At 46.8% G+C, this 235-nt stretch carries 1 rRNA gene; it reads left to right on the top strand.

Going from position 1 to position 235, the window contains the following annotated elements:
- A 23S ribosomal RNA gene (locus MZO40_RS17705) occupies positions 1-235 on the top strand; the annotation flags it as partial.

The raw sequence follows: 235 nt of genomic DNA, 5'->3' as shown, positions 1-235 counted from the left end.
AGATGTGCATTCTGTTGGATTAGAATGTCCAAGCAGTAAGTCTTGTGGAGAGTCAAATGCTTTTCACTTTAAGGACAAGCTGTGATGGGGAGCGAAATTTAGTAGCGAAGCGTCTGACGTCACACTGCCGAGAAAAGCTTCTAGTGAGTACTTAACTACCCGTACCGCAAACCGACACAGGTAGTCGAGGAGAGAATCCTAAGGTGAGCGAGTGAACTCTCGTTAAGGAACTCGG

The organism is Lactiplantibacillus sp. B652 (assembly GCF_023806745.1).
Taxonomy (GTDB): Bacteria; Bacillota; Bacilli; order Lactobacillales; family Lactobacillaceae; genus Lactiplantibacillus; species Lactiplantibacillus pentosus.
Note: the sequence above shows the minus strand (reverse complement) of the source record. Positions and strands in the feature narration are given on the sequence as shown.